General features: G+C 64.5%; 21 protein-coding genes. 11 read left to right on the plus strand and 10 right to left on the minus strand.

Features of this window, described 5'->3' with window-relative positions:
- Positions 1–19 precede the first annotated feature (19 nt).
- From C7G42_RS29790 to C7G42_RS29800, 3 genes are read left to right on the plus strand one after another with little or no spacing between them, the layout of a single operon-like run.
- On the plus strand, positions 20–1318 hold the full coding sequence (locus C7G42_RS29790) for a glycoside hydrolase family 130 protein (protein WP_106952477.1): 1299 nt from the start codon (positions 20–22) through the stop codon (positions 1316–1318).
- Between the two features lie 57 nt (positions 1319–1375).
- Complete coding sequence (locus tag C7G42_RS29795; protein ID WP_244607411.1) at positions 1376–1615, plus strand: hypothetical protein; 240 nt, start codon at positions 1376–1378, stop codon at positions 1613–1615.
- A 42-nt stretch (positions 1616–1657) separates the two neighbouring features.
- Entirely contained in the window at positions 1658–1858 is a 201-nt protein-coding gene (locus C7G42_RS29800) for a hypothetical protein (RefSeq protein ID WP_106952478.1), read from the plus strand.
- Between the two features lie 73 nt (positions 1859–1931).
- Here the strand turns inward: C7G42_RS29800 and C7G42_RS29805 are convergent, their stop codons facing one another.
- Positions 1932–2969, minus strand: a complete 1038-nt coding sequence (locus C7G42_RS29805) for a TRAP transporter substrate-binding protein (RefSeq protein ID WP_106952479.1) — start codon at positions 2967–2969, stop codon at positions 1932–1934.
- A gap of 19 nt (positions 2970–2988) precedes the next feature.
- On the opposite strand from C7G42_RS29805, the gene C7G42_RS29810 reads away from it, so the two are divergent.
- From C7G42_RS29810 to tsaA, 4 genes are all read left to right on the plus strand, one after another.
- A complete protein-coding gene (locus tag C7G42_RS29810; RefSeq protein WP_106952480.1) occupies positions 2989–4026 on the plus strand; it encodes a lytic transglycosylase domain-containing protein in 1038 nt (345 codons plus the stop codon).
- Between the two features lie 109 nt (positions 4027–4135).
- The gene (locus C7G42_RS29815; RefSeq protein WP_106952481.1) at positions 4136–4876 is read left to right on the plus strand and encodes an AzlC family ABC transporter permease; all 741 of its coding nucleotides are present in this window, start codon (positions 4136–4138) and stop codon (positions 4874–4876) included.
- The gene (locus C7G42_RS29820; protein WP_106952482.1) at positions 4873–5223 is read left to right on the plus strand and encodes an AzlD domain-containing protein; all 351 of its coding nucleotides are present in this window, start codon (positions 4873–4875) and stop codon (positions 5221–5223) included. The genes C7G42_RS29815 and C7G42_RS29820 overlap by 4 nt, the downstream gene beginning before the upstream one ends.
- Before the next feature lie 30 nt (positions 5224–5253).
- Positions 5254–5745 (plus strand): tRNA (N6-threonylcarbamoyladenosine(37)-N6)-methyltransferase TrmO, encoded by a 492-nt coding sequence (tsaA, locus tag C7G42_RS29825; RefSeq protein ID WP_094891917.1) that lies wholly within the window; start codon positions 5254–5256, stop codon positions 5743–5745.
- A 119-nt stretch (positions 5746–5864) separates the two neighbouring features.
- On the opposite strand, the gene C7G42_RS29830 is transcribed toward tsaA, so the two are convergent.
- The 4 genes from C7G42_RS29830 to C7G42_RS29845 form a co-directional block, all read right to left on the minus strand.
- Complete coding sequence (locus tag C7G42_RS29830) at positions 5865–6293, minus strand: HIT family protein (protein ID WP_106952483.1); 429 nt, start codon at positions 6291–6293, stop codon at positions 5865–5867.
- Between the two features lie 63 nt (positions 6294–6356).
- Positions 6357–7595, minus strand: a complete 1239-nt coding sequence (locus tag C7G42_RS29835; RefSeq protein WP_106952484.1) for a GNAT family N-acetyltransferase — start codon at positions 7593–7595, stop codon at positions 6357–6359.
- 199 nt (positions 7596–7794) lie between these two features.
- Complete coding sequence (locus C7G42_RS29840) at positions 7795–8541, minus strand: glycerophosphodiester phosphodiesterase (RefSeq protein ID WP_106952485.1); 747 nt, start codon at positions 8539–8541, stop codon at positions 7795–7797.
- 5 nt (positions 8542–8546) lie between these two features.
- Positions 8547–9014 (minus strand): RidA family protein, encoded by a 468-nt coding sequence (locus C7G42_RS29845; protein WP_071913057.1) that lies wholly within the window; start codon positions 9012–9014, stop codon positions 8547–8549.
- Positions 9015–9274: 260 nt separating this feature from the next.
- On the opposite strand from C7G42_RS29845, the gene C7G42_RS29850 reads away from it, so the two are divergent.
- Together C7G42_RS29850 and C7G42_RS29855 are read left to right on the plus strand one after the other, a co-directional pair.
- Positions 9275–10135: a cell envelope integrity EipB family protein gene (locus tag C7G42_RS29850; protein WP_158537646.1), complete on the plus strand. Its 861-nt coding sequence runs from the start codon at positions 9275–9277 to the stop codon at positions 10133–10135.
- Positions 10136–10358: 223 nt separating this feature from the next.
- Positions 10359–10760, plus strand: coding sequence for a RidA family protein (locus C7G42_RS29855; protein WP_106952487.1), 402 nt, complete (start codon positions 10359–10361; stop codon positions 10758–10760).
- A gap of 35 nt (positions 10761–10795) precedes the next feature.
- On the opposite strand, the gene C7G42_RS29860 is transcribed toward C7G42_RS29855, so the two are convergent.
- From C7G42_RS29860 to C7G42_RS29870, 3 genes are read right to left on the minus strand one after another with little or no spacing between them, the layout of a single operon-like run.
- Entirely contained in the window at positions 10796–11203 is a 408-nt protein-coding gene (locus C7G42_RS29860) for an ACT domain-containing protein (RefSeq protein ID WP_106952488.1), read from the minus strand.
- Positions 11203–12492, minus strand: a complete 1290-nt coding sequence (locus C7G42_RS29865) for a DNA polymerase IV (protein ID WP_106952489.1) — start codon at positions 12490–12492, stop codon at positions 11203–11205. The genes C7G42_RS29860 and C7G42_RS29865 overlap by 1 nt, the downstream gene beginning before the upstream one ends.
- Complete coding sequence (locus tag C7G42_RS29870) at positions 12489–12800, minus strand: DUF3572 domain-containing protein (protein ID WP_106952490.1); 312 nt, start codon at positions 12798–12800, stop codon at positions 12489–12491. The genes C7G42_RS29865 and C7G42_RS29870 overlap by 4 nt, the downstream gene beginning before the upstream one ends.
- Before the next feature lie 241 nt (positions 12801–13041).
- On the opposite strand from C7G42_RS29870, the gene C7G42_RS29875 reads away from it, so the two are divergent.
- Positions 13042–13407, plus strand: a complete 366-nt coding sequence (locus tag C7G42_RS29875; RefSeq protein ID WP_094977510.1) for a response regulator — start codon at positions 13042–13044, stop codon at positions 13405–13407.
- Positions 13408–13421: 14 nt separating this feature from the next.
- The gene (locus tag C7G42_RS29880; RefSeq protein WP_106952491.1) at positions 13422–14795 is read left to right on the plus strand and encodes a PleD family two-component system response regulator; all 1374 of its coding nucleotides are present in this window, start codon (positions 13422–13424) and stop codon (positions 14793–14795) included.
- 192 nt (positions 14796–14987) lie between these two features.
- On the opposite strand, the gene C7G42_RS29885 is transcribed toward C7G42_RS29880, so the two are convergent.
- Complete coding sequence (locus tag C7G42_RS29885; RefSeq protein ID WP_106952492.1) at positions 14988–16280, minus strand: APC family permease; 1293 nt, start codon at positions 16278–16280, stop codon at positions 14988–14990.
- Positions 16281–16552: 272 nt separating this feature from the next.
- Complete coding sequence (locus C7G42_RS29890; protein WP_106952493.1) at positions 16553–17245, minus strand: TetR/AcrR family transcriptional regulator; 693 nt, start codon at positions 17243–17245, stop codon at positions 16553–16555.
- Positions 17246–17303: the final 58 nt, after the last annotated feature.

A 17303-nucleotide genomic window follows, 5' to 3' on the forward strand; every position in this document is an offset into this window, starting at 1 on the left:
TCAACTAGCCGAGGACACATTGCCACACGCTTCTTTCCTGAATCGGCAGGGGCTGCATCTGCGCCCCGATCCAGCGCGAGTCATCGTGCGGCCGTTCAAGCCGGCCACCGAGCCCCGCGACTTGAACCCGACCGACAAACGACGCGCAAACCATATCGTCGACCGGGTTCTGGCGCTTAATTCGGAAGCCGTCGCCGCGCAGCTAGCGGACGTCCTGGACAATTTCGAGGGACGACATCGCAACCTCCTGGCGACGTTCGAGGCCCGCGCCGACGAAATGGAGGATGCTTTCGCGGCGCACGGCCTTTTCTCGAAGTCCCAGCGTCAGCTGATCGGCGCCTATTTTCTAAGTGAGTATTCGTTCGAAGCTTCCGCCTTGTTCAACCCCAGCATCGTCCCGCACCCCGATCAATCGGCTGCATCGAAGGGAGGCTTGCGCTTCATCATGAGTCTCCGGGCCGTCGGCGAGGGCCATGTGTCGTCACTGACGTTTCGAACCGGAACGATTGCGGTTGACGGAAGCCTGGCCGTCGATCCGACGGCGCGCCTTGCCTCGGTTCCTCGCATCAGCCATCGCGCATCCGGGCCGGATGGCGATCGAGTGGAATTGATGTTCGGGTCCGAGCAAGACCTCAGCGAGCGCGTCATCTTTCCCGTGACCGATTCCCAATCGAACGGCATCGAGGATGCTCGCTTTGTCAAATTCAGCGACGGCGGTCGAGAGACCTACTATGCGACCTATACGGCTTATAGCGGACGGGCGATCCGGTCCGAGTTGATCGAGACCAGTGATTTCATGTCATTTCGAATGACACCTTTGCGAGGGGCCGCCGCGCAGAACAAGGGCATGGCGCTGTTCCCAGGCAAGATCGACGGTCGCTACGCCATGATAGGCCGGCAGGACAATGAGAACCTGTATCTGATCTACTCGGATGACCTCCATACATGGGAGGGCGGCCAGCTCCTTCTGAAACCGCAATTTCCATGGGAGTTCGTGCAGATCGGCAATTGTGGGTCGCCCATCGAACTCGACGAGGGCTGGTTGCTGCTGACGCACGGGGTCGGGCCGATCCGCAAATACTCGATCGGGGCGGCACTGCTCGACAAGCGTGACCCATCGAAAGTGCTGGCGCGTTCGAGCGAGCCGCTGTTGCGGCCTGAGCCGTCCGAGCGCGAAGGGTATGTTCCCAACGTCGTCTACACCTGCGGTGCGATGAGGCACACTGACCAGATCATCCTGCCATATGCCGTGTCCGACACATTCTCCAGTTTCGCGACGATCAAAATTGCGGCGCTCATGGATGCGATGCGGCGCTGAGCGCGTCGCAGTCGTCGACGTTACCTGGATCCGTCAACCGACAAAGGAGGCTTCGTGATGCGAGCAACAACCTACGTGGTGCAGGCATTCAATGCCGGCAAGGGTGGAAATCTGAAGGCCGATGCACCGATCGTTTGCAAATCGGAAAGTGGCGCTCTGCGAACCGCGGAGAGGCTGGCCTTAAGCAGGCTCGGCGTGGTTGGATTTTCGTCCAGCGGCGATCCGGAAATGGGTGATTATGATGATGAACCCGTGGTGTTCTTCAGGAAGGGCGAACTGCCGCCGGGCTTCGACTGAGAACCTGGTCGGCATCGAACAAATCTGCGCAGAGGAGACTTCATGAGCGAGCGACTTGAGACACTGAAGAAGGCCCGTGATCGCATGATCGAGGACCGGGACGCGCACGCGAAAGTGCTGGCGGCGCCTTTCGAGCGCGACACGGCCGAGCGGGCGCGCAACAAGTTCGTCGAATATCAGGCGCTGATTGACGCCCTTGACCGGGCCATCAGCGGCGAAAGCCTGGTCCCGGTCAAAAATTAACAACGAAAGGGGAGACCGGCTGTCGCTTCAACTCAGTGAGCCGGGGGCACGCCCACGGCGGGGCGTGCGCGCGTCATTGCTGCCGGGCCCATTCGACGATCGCGGCGGCGTCCGCACCGGCCTGCACTTCCCAGGCGGTGACCGTGGCCGATGCGGCCTTCCGGAGCGCGGCGAGGAGGGATTGCGCCGGCTCGGCGATTGCGACGCCGTTGTCGCGCATGCGCGCATAATTCTCGGAGGTGCGGTGGGCCAATAGCGCGAACTGGCTTTGCTCGGTTTCTGCGGCCGCGGCCAGCACCTCGCGCTGCATCGGCTCGGGCAGCGCGGTGAAGACGTCGTCGCGGACGAACGCGATCGAGACCGGCATCGCGTAATTGATGGCGGTGAAGTGCGGCAGGAAGTCCCAGAGCTTGCGCCCCGCGCCGCCGTCGCCGGAGGTGAGGAACGCGTTCAGCCGATGCTCCTTCAAACCCGCAAGCGCGGCATCCATCGGCAGGAACTGCGCATTGGCGCCGGCCGCGCGCATGACCTCGCTGGAATTGGAATCATAGGCTCGCAAGTTCAGCGCCGGCAGGTCGCCGGCGCCTTGGAGCGCACGTTCCGACCACAGGCCGGTGGCCGGCCAGATCGTCAGGTAAAGCAGCTTGAGGCCGCGCGCCGCCAGCGCCTTCTCGTAGAGCGGGCGCGCCCGCAGATTGGTGGCGCGGGCGAGTTCGGCCGATTGTACGAGGAACGGGAGGGTGGACAATCCAAGTACCGGATCGACCCCGGAAAGCGCGCCCGCAAAAGCATCGCCGCCGGCGATCCGGCCATCGAGCGCGGCGCGCGGCATCTCGCCGGAATTGATCTTGAGCCGGTTGTCGAAGGCGTTGGTCACGGTCACGACACCGTTCGTGCGCTCGGACACGCGGCTTGCAAAAGTTACAAGGCCGATCCCGGAGATGTTATTCTCGGGGTATTCCGTGGTCATTTGCCAGGTTATCTGAGAGGTGACCGGAGAGGTCACCTCAGCGACCGCCGGCGCGAGGCTCAGCACCAGTGCGACGAGGGCGAATATGACGCGGATCCGTTTGGCGGGGTAACGCATTGGGAGAGGCAGGTCAGGCAGCATATTGGCAGCTTATCGAACCATGGCAGGATGCCACAACTGGGCAGATCACCTTGTTGCATGCCGCACCGGGGCGCGCCACAGCGCCGCCTGCCTATGGTTGAGGCGGATTGCATGGCCCGTGATCGCCGCGCTGCTCGTCCCCACGATTGCGGCACTGGCGGCGGATGATCCGCCTGCAAAGCCCGACACAGCGGTGCCGAGCGCCGAGCAGCCCGCGAAACCGCCGGAGAAATCCGATGCGCGCGAGAGCGACACGCGGGAGTCGATCTGCCTGATCGTGGAGGCCGCCGCGCGCGATGCAAATCTCCCGCTGGAATTCTTCGCCCGGGTGATCTGGCAGGAGAGTCGCTTCCAGCCTGATGCGGTCGGCCCCACGACACGCAGCGGCGCGCAGGCACAGGGGATCGCGCAGTTCATGCCGGGCACGGCAAGCGAGCGTGGGCTGCTCGATCCGTTCAATCCGGTGCAGGCATTGCCGAAATCGGCGGAATTCCTCAACGAGCTGCGCAACCAGTTCGGCAATCTCGGTCTTGCCGCGGCGGCGTACAATGCCGGCCCGCGGCGCGTGCAGGAATGGCTCGCCGGCACCGGCGGAATGCCGGAGCAGACCCGCAACTACGTCCTCGCCATCACCGGCACGAGCGTCGATGTCTGGGCCAAGGCAGGCGCTACCGGCAAGGGACCGCCGAGCGCGCCGCCGACGAGCTGCCGCGACCTGATGGCGCTGCTCAAGCGCGCGCCGAATGCCTTTGTGGCCGAGCTCGAGCAGCATGTCGAGCTAGCCGCCGCAAAGGCCTGGGGCGTGCAGCTGGCCGCCGGCTTCGACCGCAACGGGGCGCTGGCGATGTATTCCCGCGCGGTCACCCGGCTCGGCTCAGCGATCGGCGAGCGCGATCCGAGCCTGCTGAGTTCGGTGATGCGCAGCCGCGGCACGCGTGCGTTCTATCAGGTCCGCATCGGCGCAGACACGCGCAGCGAGGCGGATGATCTCTGCAATCGGATCAGGAAGGCCGGCGGGGCGTGCTTCGTGCTGAAGAACAGGGGTGTGAGCGGGTAGGACGGCGGTGGGGTGTCGCGCATGCCAGCCCCGCCGCGTGCTTCCTTGACGCGAGCCGCCGTATTGCCCGTTATGCGGGCACGATTCCGCAACCCATCCAAAAAACTCCGTGGCCCTTCCTCCACTCGATTCACCGCAATGGAATAGTTCCTGGCTTGCCTTCGGCTGGGGTCTGCGCTCGGTCACGCAGACGATCCTCACGCTCGTCCTGTTCGCGACCTATCTCGGTATCGGCGCGCTCGCTCACGACACCCATTTCAGCCTGCTCTGGGCGCTCTGCTCGACGCTGTTCGTCTGGGCCGGTCCGGCGCAGATCATCCTGATCACCACGCTCGGTTCGGGCGCCACCATCATACAGTCGGCGATCGCCGTCACCGTCAGCGCCATCAGGCTGTTTCCGATGGTGGTTTCGGTGCTGCCCTTGATGCGCACGCCGACCACCAAGCGGCGTGAGCTGTTCTTCGCGGCGCATCTCACGGCCGTGACTCTGTGGGTCGAATGCCATCGCTTCCTGCCGCTTGTGCCGCGCGAGCGGCGGATCGCCTTCGTCAACGGACTTGGCTTTGGTCTGGTCTCGGTGTGTCTCACCGCCAACACGGTGGGCTATTTCCTCGCCGCAAACCTGACGCAGACGCTTGGCGCCGCGATCCTGATGCTGACGCCGTTGTCCTTCCTGTTCTCGACCGCGCGCAACAGCCGCGAAGCCGCCGACGTGGTCGCGCTGGCGCTCGGTGTTTTGCTCTATCCGCTGGCCGCGAAGATGAACTCCGGCGTCGACATTCTCGTCAGCGGGCTCGCGGCCGGTACGATCGCCTATGGCGTGCACTGGTGGCGGGAGGTGCGCGCATGAGCTACGCGCAGCTCATCGGCGACTGGCAGGCGCTCGTGGTGCTGTTCGTCGCCGGCGTCGTTCCCAACCAGATCTGGCGCATGCTCGGCCTGTGGTTCGGCGGCGGCATCGACGAGGGCTCCGAGCTGCTGGTCTGGGTACGGGCGGTTGCAACCGCGATCCTGGCCGGCGTCATCGCCCAGATCGTGGTGGAGCCGCCGGGTGCGCTCGCAAGCGTGCCTGATACCCTGCGGTATGGCGCGGTGGGCGCCGGCCTCATCGCATTCCTGCTGACCCGCCGCTCGATTTTCGCGGGTGTCGTGACCGGCGAAGTCTTCATGCTGGCCGGCAAGTGGTGGTTGGGCTAAAATCCTGCCCACCAGCAAGGAATCGGAAATATGGTTCGCAAGAACGAACTCCGCGAGGGCGAGGTCGCCATCGAGCTGCCGCCCGCGCAGGATGCCGGCCTGGTCTTCATCGGTCGCGTCCGCACGCCCTGGACCTCGCGAATGGAGACGCCGCGGCAGGGGCGTCAGGACGGCCCGATCTGCCGGCTCGAGATCTTCGAGCCGTTCGTGCCGGCCATCAAGGGCGTGGATTTCTACAGCAATCTCGAAGTGCTCTACTGGCTCGACCAGTCGCGCCGCGACATCATCCTGCAAAGCCCGAAGAACAACGAGAAGACCCGCGGCACCTTTTCGCTGCGCTCGCCGGTGCGTCCCAATCCGATCGGCACCTCGATCGTGAAGCTGGTCGGTATCGAGGGCAACGCGATCCTGGTGCGCGGGCTCGATTGTCTCGACAACACGCCGCTGATCGACATCAAGCCCGACCGCTGCGAGTTCACGCCGCTGGCGGCGCCGCAGAAGGGCGATTTCGAGACGGAGTGAGGGCGCACCGCTCTCGCCCCGTCATTGCGAGCGCAGCGAAGCAATCCAGACTTTCTTCCGAGGGGGCCGTCTGGATTGCTTCGTCGCAAGGGCTCCTCGCAATGACGGAGGGGGCGGCACTACCCCGCCTTCAACGCCGCGATCAGCTTCGCCGCATGCTCTTCCAGCACCTTGGCGTCTTCCTTGCGGCTGGCGGGCGGCAGCATCGCCACGCCGTCATGGCGCGGCATCACGTGCATGTGCAGGTGAAACACCACCTGCCCACCGGCGGGCTCGTTGAACTGCTGGACGGTGATGCCGTCGGCCTCGAAGGCCTTCATTGCGGCGGCTGCGATCTTGTGCGCGCCGCGGGCGACGTGGGCGTAGTCGTCCGGCTTGATGTCGAGGATGTTGCGGGCAGGGGCCTTCGGGATCACCAGTGTGTGGCCTGGCACGCGCGGCATGATGTCGAGGAAGGCGAAGACGTGCTCGTCCTCGTAGACCTTGGAGCAGGGCAGCTCGCCGCGCAGGATTTTTGCGAAGATGTTGTTGGTGTCGTAAGCGGTCATGACGGCTCCCCGAGAACTTGCGCTTGAAATTTTGCGCTTACTGTCACCAGCGACGGCAAACCGTCAAGGCGCCTCGTCGATGCCTTTGCGGAACGGCCCGAGCTCGGCGAGCTCCCGTCCTGCCTCGGCGACGTAGGCCCGCTCCCGCTTGAGGTAATCGTCGATGGCGCGGCGCAGGCCGGGATCGGCGATGAAGTGGGCGGAATGAGTCGTGCGCGGCAGGTAGCCGCGCGCGATCTTGTGCTCGCCTTGCGCGCCGGCCTCGACATGGGTGAGGCCGCGCTTGATGGCGAAGTCGATCGCCTGGTAATAGCAGACCTCGAAATGCAGAAACGGATGATGCTCGACCGCGCCCCAGTTGCGGCCGAACAGCGTGTCCGAGCCGATGAAGTTGATCGCGCCCGCGATCCAGCGATCGTTGCGGCGGGCCATCACCAGCAGCACGTCCTCAGCCATGGTCTCGCCGATCAGCGAGAAGAATTCGCGGGTGAGATAGGGCCGGCCCCATTTGCGCGAGCCGGTCTCCATGTAGAATTCGAAGAAGGCGTCCCAGGCATCCTCGGTGATGTCCTTGCCCGTCAGCCAGTGGATGGTGATGCCGGCGGGGAGCGCGTCCCGCCGCTCGCGCTTGATCGATTTGCGGTGGCGCGAGTTCAGCGTGCCGAGGAAATCATCGAAGCTCGCAAAGCCCTCATTGCGCCAGTGAAACTGCTGGTCGGTGCGCTGCAGGAAGCCGTGCTCGGTGAGCAGCTTCCATTCCTCCTCGCGCGCGAAGGTGACGTGGACGGAGGAGGCCTTGCTGACGCCGCATAGCGCCACCAGCCCGCTCGCCAGCGCGTCCATGATGCGCTCTCGATCGACGCCGTCGCGGACCAGCAGGCGGGGGCCCGTCGCCGGAGTGAAGGGAACCGAGACCTGGAGCTTCGGATAGTAACGCCCGCCGGCGCGCTCATAGGCGTCGGCCCAGCCGCGGTCGAAGACGTACTCGCCTTGCGAATGCGATTTCAGATAGCAGGGCACGACGCCGGCGACGCGGCCGTGGACCTTGGCCACGAGGTGGCGCGGTCCCCAGCCGGTGCGGATAGTGGCCGAACCCGATGTCTCGACGGCCGAGAGAAAGGCGTGTGAGACGAACGGGTTATAGGCGGGTTTTGAGACGCCGGGGGAATCGCCTGGAAGGGTGGATGAAGTTCCCGCGCCAAGCCCACAATTGCCGCTGGGATTGGCGCAAGCGTCCCAATCTTCGGCAGACACCTCGCCAATGGAAGGTACGGCCTCGAGCGTGATTTCAGATGATGCCATCGTTGCCCAAGATCGTGCATTGCAGCAGCGACTTCAAGGGGGCGAAACTGAGCTCCCTCTTGCCCCGGACGCAGCGCAGCGCGCAGCGGTGCGATGCAGAGCCGGAGCCCATCTCACCACATAGCGTGCCGCCTGCTGGATCCCGGCTCTGCGCGGCGCGTTGTAGCGCGTCCGGGACACGAGAGCAGCCGGCCGCGCCCTACGGAACGAAACCCTCGAAGATCATCTGATCGGCATATTGCCCGACCCGCGTCCGCTGCTCCGTGGTGCGGACGGTCCAGCCGAGCAGGGCGCAGCCGAAGACCTTGCGAGCGATCCAGGGCGCGGGAGCCGGGAGGTGGTCGACCTTGAAGGCGACGAAGTGGGGCTGGGTCTGAAGGCCGTGGCGCAGGTACAGCATGCTGTCGCGCTGCGGCTGCGTGAGCTTGGCCCAATAATCGTCCTCGTAGGTCCGCTGCGCGACGATGCCGCGCGGGCGGGAGGGCAACAGCTCGCGCAATGCCAGCACCTGGTCGGGATCGAACGACATCCCGACGGCACGCCCCTGATAGGACGCCAGCACCTCGGCCATCCGCTTCACCAGCTTGCGGTCGCCGTCAAAATGGCTCTTCACCTCGATCACCAGCGGCACGCGGCCGGCGACCATGGCGCAGAGGTCGGAGAGCGACATCATTCGCTCGTCCGTGTCTTTGAATTTGACCGCCTTCAGCTCCGCCGCGGTCTTCGACACCACCTCGCCGGTGGCCTCGGTGAGGCGGCCGAGCGCATGGTCGTGATGCACCATGGCCTCGCCGTCGGACGAGAGCTGGATGTCGACCTCGATCGAGAAATTGCCCGCAATCGCGGCCTGTACCGCGCCCGGCATGTTCTCGACGATGCCACGAGAAATGTCATGCAGGCCGCGATGGGCGACCGGCCGGGCTGTCAGCCAATCCGGAGCGCGCATGCTCGTCAGGCGACCTCGAACACGCCCTCGACCTCGACCGCCGCGTCCGCGGGCAGCGAGGCGACGCCGACGGTGGTGCGGGCGTGGCGGCCCTTGTCACCGAAGGCCGCGACCATCAGGTCGGAGGCGCCGTTGAGCACCTTCGGGCCGTCCAGGAAGTCGGGTGCCGAGTTGATGAAGCCGCCGAGGCGAACCACGCGCACCACCTTGTCAAGGTCGCCCAGCGCCGCCTTGACCTGGGCCAGCAAATTGACCGCGCAGCCGCGGGCCGCCGCAGCGCCGTCCTCGATGGAGACACCGGCGCCCAGCTTGCCCTTGGCGATCAGCTTGCCGGAGGGGTCGAAGCAGACCTGGCCGGAGACGAACAGCAAATTGCCGGTGCGCACGAAAGGCACGTAATTGGCCACGGGGGTGGGGGCCTCGTGCAGCTTGATGCCCTGTTCCGCCAGCTTCTGCTCGACCGTGCCCGCCATGTTCGCCCTCGTTGTCCAGAAATTCCATTCGCCCCGGCGCTTCCGTCGGAGGCCGGCCGCGCCCTGTTTCGCCCATCGTGCCGCCACATGCAAGCAACCCGCAAGAGGCTGCCTTTTGCCGAGGCGAGGCCGCGGGTTCACCAGCATGGCCGCAACTTTACGTGAAACGGCCTCAGTTGCGACGCAATGGAACGGTCATTAAAATGTCGAATCTGCGCATCCCCAAGGATTACCCAGGGACGCGTTCCCAAGGATCAGACATGGTGCACCTTTTCCGGACTTCGCTCGGTGTCATGACGCTCGCAGCGGCCAGTTTGGGCCTTGGCGATCTAGGCCTTGGCGGCGCCGCACAGGCCGCCAATGGTCCGTTCCTCGCGCATCAGGCGCTCTACGACCTGAGCCTGGTGAAATCGCGCTCCAACTCGGTCAACAGCGCGCGCGGCCGCATCCTGTACAACTTCACCGGAAGCTCATGTGAGGGCTACACCTCGGAATTCCGCCAGGTCTCCGAGCTCGACAGCGGCGAGGGCAAGGTCACGCTCAGCGACCTCCGCTCCAACTCCTGGGAAGATGCCGCGGGCAAAAGCTACCGCTTCAAGATCGAGACCCGCATGAACGAGGCGGACGCCGGCCGCGTCGATGGTTCGGCCGAGCGCGACGGCGACCACATCAACGTCAAGCTGAAGCTGCCGGCACCCAAGAGCTTCACCCTCGACGGCAAGATCGTATTCCCGACCGAGCAGATCCAGCGCATCATCGCCGCCGCCAAGGATGGCAAGCCGCTGCTCGAGCTCTCCGTCTATGACGGCTCTGATGACGGCCAGAAGGTCTACAACACGCTGACCGTGATCGGCCAGCCGATCCCCGCAGACCGCGCCGCCTCGCCGGATCCGTCGACCGCCGACGAGCACATGAAATCGCTGAAGCGCTGGCCCGTCACGGTCAGCTATTTCGACCGCGAGGCCCAGCAGAAAGAGGGCGAGCAGACACCGGTCTATGCGATGTCGTTCGAACTCTACGAGAACGGCGTCTCGCGCCAGCTCATGCTCGATTACAACGACTTTGTCATCTCCGGCGCGATGGGCAAGTTCGACGTCAAGGACAGCAAGCCCTGTAATTGAGCGACAGAGCTCTCCGCGCGAGTGGTGCCGTAAGGTGGGCAAAGCGTAGCGTGCCCACCACTTCTCAGGCGAACTGCAAGAACGCGGGCACGGCGCCAGTGCGTCTTTGTCCACCCTACGAGATCTCTCTCTGCCGCGTCGCTCCTCGCCATGACAGGCTAGCTCTCGTCACACTCTCCGGCTACGCTCGCTCCCAATCACAAACTCCGGGAGACCACTCCCCATGCCCAAGCTCGATCATCTCCGCCCCAGCGGCTTGCATCACAATCCCGCCTATTCTCACGTCGTGACGGCTACCGGCGCGCGCACGATCTACATCTCCGGCCAGGTGTCGGTCGACGAGGAAGGGCGGATCGTCGGCGAGGGCGATCTCGCCGCGCAGACCACGCAGGTGATGCAGAACCTCGGGCACGCACTGAAAGCGGCCGGCGCGAGCTATTCCAACATCGTGAAGATCACGACCTTCGTCGTGAATTACAAGCCGGAGCTGCGCCCGATCATCGGCAAGGCCCGCTCGGCCTTCTTCGAGGGCATGGAGCCGCCGGCCTCGACCCTGGTCGGCGTCTCCGCGCTCGCCGCGCCGGAATGGCTGATCGAGATCGAGGCGATCGCCGTCGCGGATTGAGGTCGTAGCCCGGATTGCGCTGCGCTCCATCCGGGCTACAAGGGCTTCGCATCTGACATCTCTTGCAGCAGCATCATTGCTTCGTCGGCTCTGTCAGCAGGCACGAACAGATGGTCATGGTGAAAGGCCGAAACCGCATTCACGCTGATGCCGGCTTCGGCCAGACGCGCCGTGATGGCCGCCAGGAAGCCGACCGCATCGAGCGCGGAGTGAACCGTCAGGGTGATCAGGCGCGAGGGGAATGCGTAGCGTAGTCCAGCGGCTTCAGCCTCTTCGCGAGGCATCACGAGCGTCGTTCCTTCCTGCTCGCGGAACGTTAGCAACGGATTGAGTGCTGCGGGAACGCCTTCGTTTACCGCGATCGTGCAGAACACGAAAGTGCCCGGCCGCAGCTCCGGCCTCATGTGCCTCAGCAGCGCGTCGAGATCGCGTTCACCGTTCATCACTCCGGCGCCTTCTCCGGTCCTTCATACGCAATGCCGCGGATCACTGCGGCGCTGCCGAACTTCTTGCGCAGGCTGTCGACCGCGCGCTCGGCGTGGGCGGCGCGGCGGTCGAGCATGTCGGTGTCGTCGGCGACCGATCCTTCGCGCAGCGCGCTGACGCCGGCGCCCATCAGGCGGAAGGCGGTGCCGTCGATCTCTTTCGCCAGCATCTCGCGGCAGATCGCGAAGATCTTTGCGGCGAGCTGGGTCGGCGCCGCAATCGATTGCGAGCGGGTGCGCTGGCGGAAATCGGCGGTCTTCAGCTTCAGCGTGACGGTGGAGCCGCCGAGTTCGCTGCTCTTCAGCCGCGAGGACGTCTTCTCGCACAGCCGCCACAGGATCTTCTCCAGCGTCGCGAAATCGCGGATGTCGGTCTCGAAGGTTGTCTCGCTGGAAATGGTCTTGGCGCCCCGGTCCGGCTCGACGCGGCGGTCGTCGATGCCGCGGGCGAGCCGCCACAGCCGGCGGCCGTCGCTCGGAAATTGCCGCATCATCTCGATCTCGTCGGCCTTCTGCAGGTCGGCGATGACGCGGAAGCCGCGCTGCGCCAGGCGCTCCTGGGTGGCGGGGCCGACGCCGAAGATGAAGCCGACGGGCTTCTCGGCAAGCATTGATCGCGCTTCCTCCTGATCGAGCGCGGCAAAGCCGCGGGGCTTGTCGAGGTCGGAGGCGATCTTGGCCAGGAACTTGTTGCAGGACAGGCCGACCGAGACGGAGATGCCGATGTCGCGTTCGACCTCGCGGGAAAAGCGCGCCAGCACCTTGGCCGGGATCATGCCGTGCACTCGCTCCGTGCCGGAGAGATCGAGAAAGGCCTCGTCGATCGACAGCGGCTCGACCAGCGGCGTCAGTGCCTGCATGGCCTGCCGCACCTCGCGACCGACGCGGACGTACTTTGCGATGTCCGGCGGGATCACGGTCGCGTGCGGGCAGGCCTCCAGGGCTTTGAACATCGGCATGGCCGAGCGCACGCCGTAGGTGCGCGCGATGTAGCAGGCGGCCGAGACCACGCCGCGTTTTCCCCCGCCGATGATGACGGGCTTGTCGGCGATGTCAGGATTGTCGCGCTTCTCGACCGTCGCATAGAAGGCGTCACAGTCGATGTGGGCGATGGTCAGGCCCGCGAGCGCGCGGTGGCGGACCAGGCGAGGGGAACCGCAGGCGGAGCAGCGCCGCACGCCCATATCCAAATCGGCCGAACAATCCCGGCAGAAGCAGCGGGGCCCGGCCGGATCGGAGGCGGTCACGGCACGTCGCGCTCCCAGGTCCGGTCCCCCAGCGCGTCGCCGAGGACCTGACGGGCCGCAGCGACGTTGGTTGGATGCAGTTCCGCCGAGCTGGCAAAGGCCTTCACCGTGGCGTCGTCACGCATCACGAAATCGAGCACGCTGAGCAGGAAACCGGGATCCGAGGCAGCGTTCCGGAGCGACTCCGGACCCACCCCCGTCTCAGCCAGGAACAGGCCCAGCCTTTCAGGGTCGCTCGCGACGAAGGACAGCGCCTGAATCGCAACGATTTCAGCGACTTCGCGAGGGTTGTGAACAGGCTTTTTCAAGGGGACGGTTTGCCTTTCCGTTAACTTTCGGTGTCTACTTTGGAGTCATCATGCCCGAGTCTCGGCCTCAAGTCTTCCAGCCCCAGGCAAGCAACTGGAAACCACATCGCGCAAAGTCGACCCTCGGGTTTAACGAAACTCAAGCGAATCTGAGGTTAGTTTGAATCCAGTTTTCAAAACGCCGGAAAGCGGCGTCTGAGGCGTCACATGTACCGGTCTGCGGACCAATCAGGAGGACGGGATGGCTAAGACCGTCCTGATCGTGGAAGACAACGAGCTCAACATGAAGCTCTTCCGCGACCTGTTGGAGGCGCACGGCTACCAGACCACGGGCACCAGCAATGGCTACGAGGCGCTGGATCTCGTTCGAAAACTGCGCCCAGACCTCGTGCTGATGGATATTCAATTGCCGCAGGTCTCGGGCCTCGAGGTGACGCGCTGGATCAAGGACGATCCGGAGCTGCGTTCCATTCCCGTCGTCGCGGTCACCGCGTTCGCGATGAAGGGCGACGAAGAACGCATCCGCGAGGGCGGCTGCGAGGCCTATTTGTCCAAGCCGATCTCGGTCGGCAAATTCATTGAGACGGTCCGGCGTTTTATCGGATAGGAAGTGAGTTCAGAGTGTCCGCGCGTATCCTGGTCGTCGACGACGTCCCTGCCAACGTCAAGCTGTTAGAGGCCCGCCTCTCCGCCGAATATTTCGACGTGATGACCGCCTCGAACGGCACCGAAGCGCTGGCGATGGCCAGCCGCGCCGAATGCGACATCATCCTGCTCGACGTGATGATGCCCGACATGGACGGTTTCGAAGTCTGCCGCCGGCTCAAGACCGATCCGGCGACGCACCACATTCCCGTCGTGATGGTCACCGCGCTCGACAGCCCCTCCGACCGCAACCGCGGGCTGGAAGCCGGCGCCGACGACTTCCTGACCAAGCCCGTCTCCGACGTCGTGCTGATCGCGCGCGTGCGCTCGCTGACGCGGCTGAAGATGATGACCGATGAGCTGCGCATGCGCGCCATCACCTCGCTCGAGATCGGCATGCAGGCGCCCGAACGCAGCGCTGTCGCCGACACCGGCAAGGGCGGCCGCATCCTGCTGGTCGACGATCGCGAGTCTTCCTACGAGCGGCTGGCGACGATCCTCGCCGCCGAGCACACCATCGACGTCGAGCCGAACCCGACGGAAGCGCTGTTCCACGCCGCCGAGGGCAATTACGATCTGCTGATCGTCTCGCTCGACCTCAACAATTTCGACGGCCTGAGGCTCTGCAGCCAGGCGCGCTCGCTGGAGCGCACGCGCCACGTGCCGATCCTGGCGATCGCCGACCCCGAGAACTCGACGCGGCTGCTGCGTGGCCTCGAGATCGGCGTCAACGACTATCTGCTGCGCCCGATCGACAAGACCGAGCTGCTGGCGCGCGCGCGCACCCAGATCCGCCGCCGCCGCTACACCGATCATCTGCGCGACAACGTGCAGAACTCGATCGAGATGGCGATCACCGACGCGCTCACCGGCCTGCACAATCGCCGCTACATGGAGAGCCATCTGGCGACGCTTGCCGAGCAGGCGTCCACGCGCGGCAAGCCGCTGGCGCTGATGATCCTGGACATCGACTTCTTCAAGTCGATCAACGACAATTACGGCCACGACGCCGGCGACGACGTGCTGCGCGAATTCGCGGTGCGGGTGCGCAAGTCGATCCGCGGCATTGACCTCGCCTGCCGCTACGGCGGCGAGGAGTTCGTCATCGTGATGCCCGAGACCGATCTCCACGTCGCCGGCATGGTCGCCGAGCGCCTGCGCCGCTCGATCGCGGGCGAGCCGTTCTCGGTCCACAAAGGGACCAAGCGCATCGAGGTCACGATCTCGATCGGCCTCACCACGCTGGAGCGGAAGGGTGAGGCGGTCGCCGACGTCCTCAAGCGGGCGGATACAGCGCTGTACCGCGCCAAGCACGATGGCCGCAATCGCGTGGTGTCGCAGGCGGCGTGAGGGCTGCTCGCGCAAAATTCGCGAAAACAACCCCATGCACAGTAGAAGACGCTAACCGGATCAATGGGTTAAGCCGGTGCCAAAGACGGCCCGCGAGGGCTGCTCAAACTTTGACACGTCCGGCAAAGCAGGGACCTGGGGCATCATTACCGACAACGGGAAAAGCGGCGCCGCCTGGCGCTGATTGCAGAATTAACCCCCCGCACTCCGCACGAGCCACAAGTACAGGTCGACCAAGACGAACAGCGTGCTGGTCGCGAGGCCCATCACCGGAATCCACATCGGTACGACGAACACATTCGGGGGAGGCTTCGCTTCCGCGGTCTTGATCCGTATCAGGGCGAGATTCACGAGCGCGAAGATGCCGAGCGTGAAGCGGGATGTCCATTCGGCCAGCCCCGTCAGGGGAACGCCAAGCGCCAGGACAAGGATGGCAGCGATGCCAATCAGGGTCGCGACGACGGGAGTGCCGCTTTTCGGATCCACCACCGCGAGGACGGAGGGAAGGTTGCCCTGGTCAGCGAGACCATAGAGCACGCGTCCAATCATGATCATGTGGACGATGATGCCATTCACAGTCGCAACCACCGCGATCGCGCTCAAGACGTGGAGAGGAAGCCCGGTCAGTCGCTGAAAGACCAGTGCCAGCGGTGCCGCCGACGTCGCGAGCTCTGCCGGGGGCACCGTGATAACGGCGATCCAGACTACCAGGGCATAGAGAAGGGCCGTTGCGCCGAGGGTGATGAACAGAGCCCAAGGCAAGGTGCGTCGAGGGTTCTTCATCTCCTCGGAAATGTTCACGAGGTGCTCGAAGCCGATGAAGGCGAAGACGGCGAGCAGAGTGGTTTGCGCGATACCGGTCCAGGCTGTCAGATGACCGGCGGCGGGCCACAGGTCTGGTAGCCGCGAGATCAGGGGGCTGCCTCCCCAGAGGCTGGCCCCGACAATGAGCAGCAGCCCGCCGATTTCGATGATCGTCATCGCCCCCGCAAAACCGATGGACTGGACCGCAGAGAGGCAGGCGATAGCGCCCATCGCGAGCACGACCCCGGCGATGATCCAGGAGGGGTGAAGCGGCACGAACACGCCGATGTACCCGGCGCTGCCCGCGCTGATCGTGGCCCCGGAAATGGTCGCTGCGGCGACAACAAGCAATCCTGCGGCGCCGGCGAGCCATTTGCGGTGAAACGCCGCCTCGACATAGGCTGCCTCGCTCGCCGCAACCGGCATTCGGGTGCCCAGTTCGGCGAAAGACGCCGCCGTCATTCCCATCACGATCGCAGCGAAAACAAACGCCAAAGGCGCGTGCATTCCGCTCCGTCCCGCTGCCGCGCCCACCAATACGTAGATGCCGGCGCCAATCGTCACGCCGAGCCCATAGAGCACGGCATGAAGGAGGGTGAGGGAGCGAATGAGCTTCGGAGAAATGTGATCGTCTTTCCTGTCGTCGCCCCGGAGACCAACTCCCCGCGTACTGCGCGGCATCCCACAAAGCGAGAGTCTGGAGACACTAGCGTCTCCGAAGCTCCGCGTCTTGATTCATCGCAACGAGTTGAGGCTGGACCCTTGCGGCATGTATGATCGGGTCGAGCAAAGTCCGGCGTCAGGGACCGAGCCATTCCGTCGAATGATGGAATTTTGCATGACCAGCGGAAGTTCTTTGACACGTCGGGCAAAGCAGGGGCACTGTTTCAACATCGCGCCGCGCGTGCACGAGCACTGTTGCGTCCGCGCCTTGGTCGCAATGTATGCGCCGACTATCTCGACTTGCCTTTGCCCCGCTTGTAGAGCGCGTTGAAGCCGCCGGCCATGAACGTCACGAAGCGGTCGCGAACGGCTTCGAAGTCATCGGACCTGCATCGATTGTTCGAGAGACGGTCGATGCGGCCCGTGCGCGACATCAGCAGCGAATAAGCCCCTGACGTGAACTGAAAGCCCCAGAACAAGTCCTCGGGCTTGGCGTCGGGCAGCGCCTTCTGGAGCAGGCCGATCAGCCTCAGCACGAGCGGATCGAGGTAGGCTTCCATCTTCTCCGCGCCGTAGCCGGGCGCGTTGTTGACCTGGGCGAAGATGCGGCCGAAATTGCGCCAGGCTTCCTCGTCATTGATATAGACGTCGAAGGCGCCATCGTAATAGGCGCGAAGCGCGCCTTCGACGGTTGGCCGGCCCTTGATCCTCGCTTCGTAAGCGTCGAGTTCGGCGGTCCGCAAGGTCACCGCATACCCCACGCGGCGTTCGAACACGGCGTCGAACAGCGCCTTCTTGCCATCGAAATAGTAGTGAATGAGCGCGGGATGGATGCCCATCCTGTCGGCGACGTCTTTGATCGTCACTCCGAAATAGCCGAACTGCGCGAACAACTCTTCGCTCGTGTCGAGGATCAGTTTCACGCTCGCGGCCCGCTGCTCGGCGCGTGTACGGCGGCCTTCGAGTTTTAGCGCTGCTGGCATGGTCTCCGTCTTCCTGGTCGGAGGCGTCCGGGAAGACGGCATTTGATCCGACCAATTC

It is taken from the genome of Bradyrhizobium sp. MOS003 (genome assembly GCF_003020125.1).
Classification (GTDB): Bacteria; Pseudomonadota; Alphaproteobacteria; order Rhizobiales; family Xanthobacteraceae; genus Bradyrhizobium.

Coding starts and splice junctions, on each gene's coding strand:
- C7G42_RS29840 (WP_106952485.1), bottom strand. CDS start 8,541: ATGCGCGCTCCGGATTGGCTGACAGCCCGGCCGGTCGCCCATCGCGGC.
- C7G42_RS29855 (WP_106952487.1), top strand. CDS start 10,359: ATGCCCAAGCTCGATCATCTCCGCCCCAGCGGCTTGCATCACAATCCC.
- C7G42_RS29795 (WP_244607411.1), top strand. CDS start 1,376: ATGCGAGCAACAACCTACGTGGTGCAGGCATTCAATGCCGGCAAGGGT.
- tsaA (WP_094891917.1), top strand. CDS start 5,254: ATGGTTCGCAAGAACGAACTCCGCGAGGGCGAGGTCGCCATCGAGCTG.
- C7G42_RS29835 (WP_106952484.1), bottom strand. CDS start 7,595: ATGGCATCATCTGAAATCACGCTCGAGGCCGTACCTTCCATTGGCGAG.
- C7G42_RS29885 (WP_106952492.1), bottom strand. CDS start 16,280: ATGCCGCGCAGTACGCGGGGAGTTGGTCTCCGGGGCGACGACAGGAAA.
- C7G42_RS29850 (WP_158537646.1), top strand. CDS start 9,275: ATGGTGCACCTTTTCCGGACTTCGCTCGGTGTCATGACGCTCGCAGCG.
- C7G42_RS29860 (WP_106952488.1), bottom strand. CDS start 11,203: ATGAACGGTGAACGCGATCTCGACGCGCTGCTGAGGCACATGAGGCCG.
- C7G42_RS29810 (WP_106952480.1), top strand. CDS start 2,989: ATGGCAGGATGCCACAACTGGGCAGATCACCTTGTTGCATGCCGCACC.
- C7G42_RS29800 (WP_106952478.1), top strand. CDS start 1,658: ATGAGCGAGCGACTTGAGACACTGAAGAAGGCCCGTGATCGCATGATC.
- C7G42_RS29890 (WP_106952493.1), bottom strand. CDS start 17,245: ATGCCAGCAGCGCTAAAACTCGAAGGCCGCCGTACACGCGCCGAGCAG.
- C7G42_RS29805 (WP_106952479.1), bottom strand. CDS start 2,969: ATGCTGCCTGACCTGCCTCTCCCAATGCGTTACCCCGCCAAACGGATC.
- C7G42_RS29820 (WP_106952482.1), top strand. CDS start 4,873: ATGAGCTACGCGCAGCTCATCGGCGACTGGCAGGCGCTCGTGGTGCTG.
- C7G42_RS29845 (WP_071913057.1), bottom strand. CDS start 9,014: ATGGCGGGCACGGTCGAGCAGAAGCTGGCGGAACAGGGCATCAAGCTG.
- C7G42_RS29875 (WP_094977510.1), top strand. CDS start 13,042: ATGGCTAAGACCGTCCTGATCGTGGAAGACAACGAGCTCAACATGAAG.
- C7G42_RS29830 (WP_106952483.1), bottom strand. CDS start 6,293: ATGACCGCTTACGACACCAACAACATCTTCGCAAAAATCCTGCGCGGC.